Origin of the sequence: Desulfovibrio sp. (assembly GCF_019424165.1) — a bacterium.
In the GTDB taxonomy this organism is placed as follows: Bacteria; Desulfobacterota; Desulfovibrionia; order Desulfovibrionales; family Desulfovibrionaceae; genus Desulfovibrio.
The window spans coordinates 44,616-50,632 of the sequence record NZ_JAHZAA010000012.1 but is presented as its reverse complement, the minus strand read 5'-3'; the positions used below and the strand labels follow the sequence as shown (position 1 = coordinate 50,632).

General features: G+C 59.9%; 6 protein-coding genes. All 6 read right to left on the bottom strand.

Annotation, left to right across the window (positions count from 1 at the left end):
* Window positions 1-741: glycine--tRNA ligase subunit alpha (locus QZ377_RS06365; protein WP_291440351.1), on the bottom strand; the 741-nt coding region annotated here is incomplete at its 3' end.
* Between the two features lie 381 nt (window positions 742-1,122).
* A complete protein-coding gene (locus tag QZ377_RS06360; protein ID WP_291440350.1) occupies window positions 1,123-1,875 on the bottom strand; it encodes a DNA repair protein RecO C-terminal domain-containing protein in 753 nt (250 codons plus the stop codon).
* Window positions 1,872-2,825: a helix-turn-helix domain-containing protein gene (locus QZ377_RS06355; RefSeq protein ID WP_291440349.1), complete on the bottom strand. Its 954-nt coding sequence runs from the start codon at window positions 2,823-2,825 to the stop codon at window positions 1,872-1,874. Before QZ377_RS06355 ends, QZ377_RS06360 begins: the two co-directional genes overlap by 4 nt.
* 141 nt (window positions 2,826-2,966) lie before the next feature.
* Complete coding sequence (locus QZ377_RS06350) at window positions 2,967-3,902, bottom strand: SurA N-terminal domain-containing protein (RefSeq protein WP_291440348.1); 936 nt, start codon at window positions 3,900-3,902, stop codon at window positions 2,967-2,969.
* Window positions 3,903-4,225: 323 nt separating this feature from the next.
* Complete coding sequence (locus QZ377_RS06345) at window positions 4,226-5,398, bottom strand: peptidylprolyl isomerase (RefSeq protein WP_291440347.1); 1,173 nt, start codon at window positions 5,396-5,398, stop codon at window positions 4,226-4,228.
* A 73-nt stretch (window positions 5,399-5,471) separates the two neighbouring features.
* Window positions 5,472-6,017: TRCF domain-containing protein (locus QZ377_RS06340; RefSeq protein ID WP_365854420.1), on the bottom strand; the 546-nt coding region annotated here is incomplete at its 5' end.

Genomic DNA, 6,017 nt, shown 5'->3' with positions numbered 1-6,017 from the left:
ATCCAGCAGGTTGAAAGTATGCGAACACTTCAGGCAATAGTCATAGGCGGGCCAGGGCAGGCCCAGTTCGAGCATGGCCTTGCACTGGCCTTCAAAATCATTGAAGTGGCGCAGCAGCATCTGGGCATCGCTGGCCTCGAAATTATGACGCGACTGCTCCACCTCGTTCTGGTGGTAGATATTGCCGTAGGTCACATCCTTGTTCCAGGCCAGATCATACACGGATTCCACACCCTGAAGATACATGGCCAGACGTTCAAGGCCATAGGTCAGCTCCACGCTCACAGGCGCAAGATCAATACCGCCCACCTGCTGGAAATAGGTGAACTGGCTCACTTCCATGCCGTTGAGCCACACTTCCCAACCGAGGCCCCAGGCCCCCAGAGTCGGCGATTCCCAGTCGTCTTCAACAAAGCGGATGTCATGCTGTGCAGGATTGATGCCCAACGCATTGAGGCTTTGCAGGTACAGGTCCTGCACGTTGTCCGGCGAGGGCTTCATGATGACCTGAAACTGAAAGTAGCGCTGCAGGCGATTGGGATTTTCGCCGTAACGGCCGTCTGTGGGACGCCGTGAAGGCTCCACGTAGGCCACATTCCAGGGTTCGGGACCGATAACCCGCAAAAAGGTATGCGGGTTGAAGGTTCCGGCCCCGCACTCCACGCCTGACGGCTGCTCGATAACGCAGCCCTGTCCGGCCCAGTAATTCTGTAGGGTGAGAATCACGTCCTGAAAATACATGTGCTGTCCTTTGGAAGGCTGATCAAGAGGCTTTTTGCTTCCTGGCGGAGCAACGGCATGAAGGCACGCCGTCGCTGCGGGCGGAACATCCGCGCCCGGACTTGCCGTTGCGGCGACAGAAGGCAAAAATCGCTGACCAGCGGCTCCTTTTTAGAGCAGTTTAATTTTGAGAATACGCATTCTCAAAACTTGTAATACGCTCACCTCGGCGTTTACCCGCGCAGGCAAGCTGCGCTTGCGCCTTGGTGACGGCCGCCTGCGCACGTAGCCGCAAGAGCAGTTCCAAAAAGAAACTACTCCGGCGCGGCCCACCCCTCAATGGGCAAACATGGCCGGGCTGACCCGTAAAATCGCAAAACAGGGGCAGCGAAAACCGGCCATCTACACGCGGCGAAAAAATCCCCCCTCCCACGCCAGTCCCAGATGATACTGCACAAAACCGTCGATAACTCTGGAACAGGCCCGCCGGTCCGCCGAGGGCAATTCCTCCGCGTGCCAGCCGGATGGCAATTCTTGCTGCACATGGCGTAAAAGGTCAAGCCCGCCAGCGCTCAATTCCACCCCGTAGCGCACGGGTCCGGCCTGTGCGCGGCACGACGGGCAGCGCACGTGGCCTTCATCCACCACAAACTGTACAGAGCCGCACAGGTCCGCGCCGCACAGGCCGCACACGTCAAGGCTCGGGGCAAAGCCCAGCGCTCCGGCAAGGCGAAGACGGAAAAAAAGAGGAAAAAGCGCGGGCAGGGCCGGGGCTTCTTCAAGCGTACGCCGCATGTCTTCAACCAGCGCAAAGGCCTCATCCGCGCCGTCATCATTCACGCCAAGGGCTTCCACAAAGCGCAGGCAGTTGGCCGCAAGGCCCATACGCCGCCAGTCTTGCCTGAGCGCTTGTGGCCCGCCAAGCAAAACGGCTTCTTCGAGGTTCAAAAAGCCGCCGTGCGGCGATGCCTTGACACGGCAGTGCAGGCTGTTGAGCACGTCCAGGCAGCCGCAAAAACGACGCCTGCTTCTGCTGCCCCCAAAAGCGAACAGCGTCAGCAGGCCATGCTTGCGACACAGGGTTTTCAGCCAGAGGTCCGACTCACGAAAGTGCCCCATGCGCAGCACAAGCGCGTGATCGGCCCATTCTGTCATTGCCGTGCCGGGGGAAAGGTAAGGGTGCGGACCTGACCGCTGCCGCCCACAGGCGGAAGTTCCTCGCCGTTATAGCGGATGCGCACCCCGCCGGCATTGCCAAGCTTCAGTTCCAGGCTCTTGTTGAAGGTAAGGGCAAAAGTATCGCCCTTGCGCAGTGAGAACTGTCTGGTATCGGTATGGTCGGCGCTGGAATGCACCCAGCATTCTTCGGTAGCGGTGATGATGACCTTGTGCGGGCCTACCACTGCGGCGCTTTCGGGGTTTGCCGCTGCGGCGGGAACGGTAGCTGATGCAGGCGCAGTCGCCGGGGCAGCTACGGGAGCGGCCTGAGAACCGGCCGCAGTCTCGGCCTGCTGCGGCCCCGAGGGCGCGGCGGGCGCTACAGTCTGGGTGGCAGTGGTAGCCGCGGGCTGATCCGCGCCGCCGGACTGCCGGGCAGGGCTGTCTGTACGTGCGGCCTCCGGCCCGGGCCGGGCTGTGGAAAGCGGGGCCGGGGTCTCATCTGTGTCAGGGCGCTGCATGGGCGCGGGCTGCGCCATGCGCCGGGTCTGGCTGCTCAAAAACTCCAGCGCGCCCTGCTGCCAGGCCACATAAGCACCAAAGCCCAGCAGGATCAGCACAAGCGCCACAAAAAAAGGCTTGAAGCTGCGGCGGGGGGCCAAATAAATTTCCGGCGGCCCCGTATGCTGCGCGGCAGCTTCCTCGCTGGTGGCTTCCAGTGTTGCCAGAGCCGCGCCCACCTCTTCGGTGGAAAGGCCCACATAGGCGGAATAGGAGCGGATAAACCCTTTGGTATACGCAAGATGCGGCAGAGAAGACGTGTCCCCCGCCTCAAGGGCGCGCAAAAGGCGTGCGCCTATCTTCAGATGATTGGCCGCATCTTCGATGCTCAGCCCCCTCTGCTCACGCTCGGCGCGCAGGGCCGCACCCAATTCCTCTAAGGTCATGCAAAGCCTCGGTAAAGGTCTTTGCCGCCCCAGGGGCGGCTGTTACCGGCGGCACGGCGCGGGTCGTTACAGACCCGGCCACAACCGGAACGGCGCTGCGGGCCAAGGCAACCACGGCCGCGCTGCGCCCGGTCAGACGCGCTACAAGCGAATATCTATCACGGCCTTGCTGCGCAACTGGCCAGTATAATCGTCAAAACGTTCCATAGCTTTGGGCTGCCGCAATATGGCGTCAATCTGCGGCTTGGCTTCTTCAAGGCTGAGCATCTTCACTCCTCCCCCTCCGGGGCGGAAAAGATGCACCTGGGCCTTGTGCCCCTGCAAGTCAAAAAGTTCGGTCACATCGCCCGGTTTCATCTTGGTGAGGCGCCCCTCCCACTCGGGATTCAGGCGGTCCCATTCCACCGGCCCCATATCGCCGCCCTTTTCCTTGTTGGGAGCGATGGAGTGCTTGCGTGCAGCTTCTTCAAAAGTCAGCGAGCCGGAACGGATCTGGGCAGCAATGGAAGCGGCGTTCACCTTGGGAGAGTAAACCAGAACCCCCATATGCAGACCGCTGCGGTCATACATGGTGTCCTTGTGGGCCTCGTAGTAGGTGCGGATTTCCTCGGGGGTGACCACCACCTTGCGGCCAACTTCCATGCTCATGATCTTTTGCCTTAACAGGCTTTTTTCAATATTGCCACGCAGTTCTGCAACGCTGCTTTTTTGTCTGGCAAGCTGCTCCTCAAACTGCTGCTTGGTCATGTTGCGGCCCTGCATGAGTTTGGCAATCTCGTTATCGATATCTGCAGGCGACACGCTGACCTTCAGCCTTTTGGCTTCCTGCGCGATGAGGATATCCATGATCATCATGTCCAGAACCTTGCGGAACATGGCGTCCACCTGTTTGGCGTCAGCGGGATTGTCCGGATTGAGTCTGGCGCGTGCCATATCGGGCAGGGCATTTTTTTGCAGATCAAACATGGTAATGACCTGCCCGTTGACCACGGCGGCCACTTTATTGAGCTGGGCGGCCTGCACGCCGCATGCAGCCATAAGCATGGCCGCCAGCAGCAAAACAAGTGTCTTCCTCACAGGTTTCTCCCTCATGTAAGACGCAGTGCGCCTGTTTATCCTTAGATTTTTAGCCCAAAACAACGCGACATGCAATGTCTGCCCGGCAGCGCGAACCCCCGGCCCGATTCAGAACGATTTCACGCGAACATCACCCGATCAGTTGCACCGGCAACCGTTCGCCACGAAGGCGCAGGCACAGCTTCAGCCTTTGTCAGCGGCCTCGCTGCTGAAGGCAGCAGCGCTCTTATGCACGCCGCAGCACAGCGCATATACACCAAAACAAGAATATTCCCAAAAACCAGAAAGCGCCTGAAGCTCCTGCGCAGCAACACGTTCGCGTACTACAGGCCCTGCTCTACTGAAGTTCCCTGCCCTGGGCGCGTTACCTCCGGAGCACCGAGGCCTTCCGTTTCTTCCTGACCGGCCTGACTTTCGCTTTCGCCCGCTCCGGGGGGCGCAACGTCGGCAGCGCTGCCGCCGGAGGCTCCGTTACGCACGGCCGCCCGGGCCGAAGCCGGAGTGATCAGGTCTGCGACAAGATCGGGATTCACGCGCACCTGAGCACGCGACAGGGCGACAGTCAGCCAGCGTTCAAAAGCCGCCTCTTTTTCCCGCTCGCGCAAAATATTTTCTATGAGAGGATACGCTTCGGCCACACTCATGACATGGGCCGGATTACGCCGTACCAGCGCCAGGCCGAACCAGCGGTCGCCCTCTTGCCGTGGCGGCAGGCATTGCCCCGGAGCGAGTTTTTCCAGACCTTTTTGCCACGCTTTGGGCAGTTGAACCGCCCCGGCTTCAACACACTGCAAAAGAAGTTCGCCTGTCTGCTCTTCACGAACCGGGCCAACAGAGGCAAAAGACGCGCAAAAATTGTCCACAGCCTGCCGCTCTACGGCTGAGATCAAACAAATGTCCAGCGTTTCAGGCAAGTTGAATTCCGCTTCGTGTTTCTTGTAATAGCCCCGTACATTGTCCAAGGAAATGCGGATACCGGGCAAAAGAACGCGCTTTTCAAAACTCTGCATGGCGAGATAATCACGCATGAGCAGACGCCATTCATTACCGTCCAGCGACTCTTCAGCCAGAAAGCGCGCCAGCTCCTCTTCCCCGCCGTAATCCGCCCGGACATTCGCCACGGCGGACTCCACAGCCGACTCGGTGACGGGAATCTGCAGGTTGCGCAATTCCTGATTGACCAGAGCGTAAATGATAAGCGTACCCAGCGCGTCGCCGTACTGGCGCTTCATGTTTTCCAGCGATGGACGCTGCATGGTGTCCAGAGCCGCCGAGCGGCCATCCAGCAAGGCCTGCACGGTGCGCAGATAAATGGGTTCGCCGTTGACCGTTGCCACAACGCCTTCTGGCAGGCGGCCTTCAAGGCAGCCGCCCAGAAGCAGGCAGCAGACAAGCAGAACCAGACCGGGTACAATGGTAAAGCAACGGCAAAACGGCGCAAGACCTGCCGGACGAGCGCCATAAAAATGGTGAAAAACAGAAGGCAACAAGGGCATAGACATCCTTTCCCGACGGGAACACGTGCCGAAAAAAACAGCCTGAAGGCAGAACGGGCCGAAATGCCTGTAATCAGGCAGAGGCCTTTTCTTCGGCCCTTTTCGCAACGGGCATACGTATGTCTTCCAGGGCCTGCCGCAATCTGTCAAGCCCCCCGGCAAGGGGCATATCCTTTGCCAGCGGCAGGGTCAGCCCGGCCGGGGGCTGCATGCGTGCTCCAGGCATGGACGCGGCCAGCGCCACAATGCGCTCTGGCTGCACGGCCGTTTGCCCGTCGGGCCAGGTCAGGCGCACATGCTCGTGGTGCACGTCGGCCTTTTGCACCTGCAATTCCGTAAGAAACTGCTTGAAATCCAGAACTGCCAGAAAGTTCGCCAGTTCCTCGGGGAAGGGGCCGAAGCGGTCACGTATGGAGAGGGCTATCTCTTCGCGGGCGGCGCCGCCCTGAGCGGAAGTGAGGGCCTTGTAACAGCGCAGCCGTTCACGGCCGTCGTCGATATACGATGCCGGAATATGGGCGGGCAAACCGAGAGTAAGCTCGGTTTCGCTGACCAGGCTTTCGGGCGTACCCTTGAGGCGGCCCACGGCCTCTTCAAGCATTTCAAGGTAAAGGTCCAG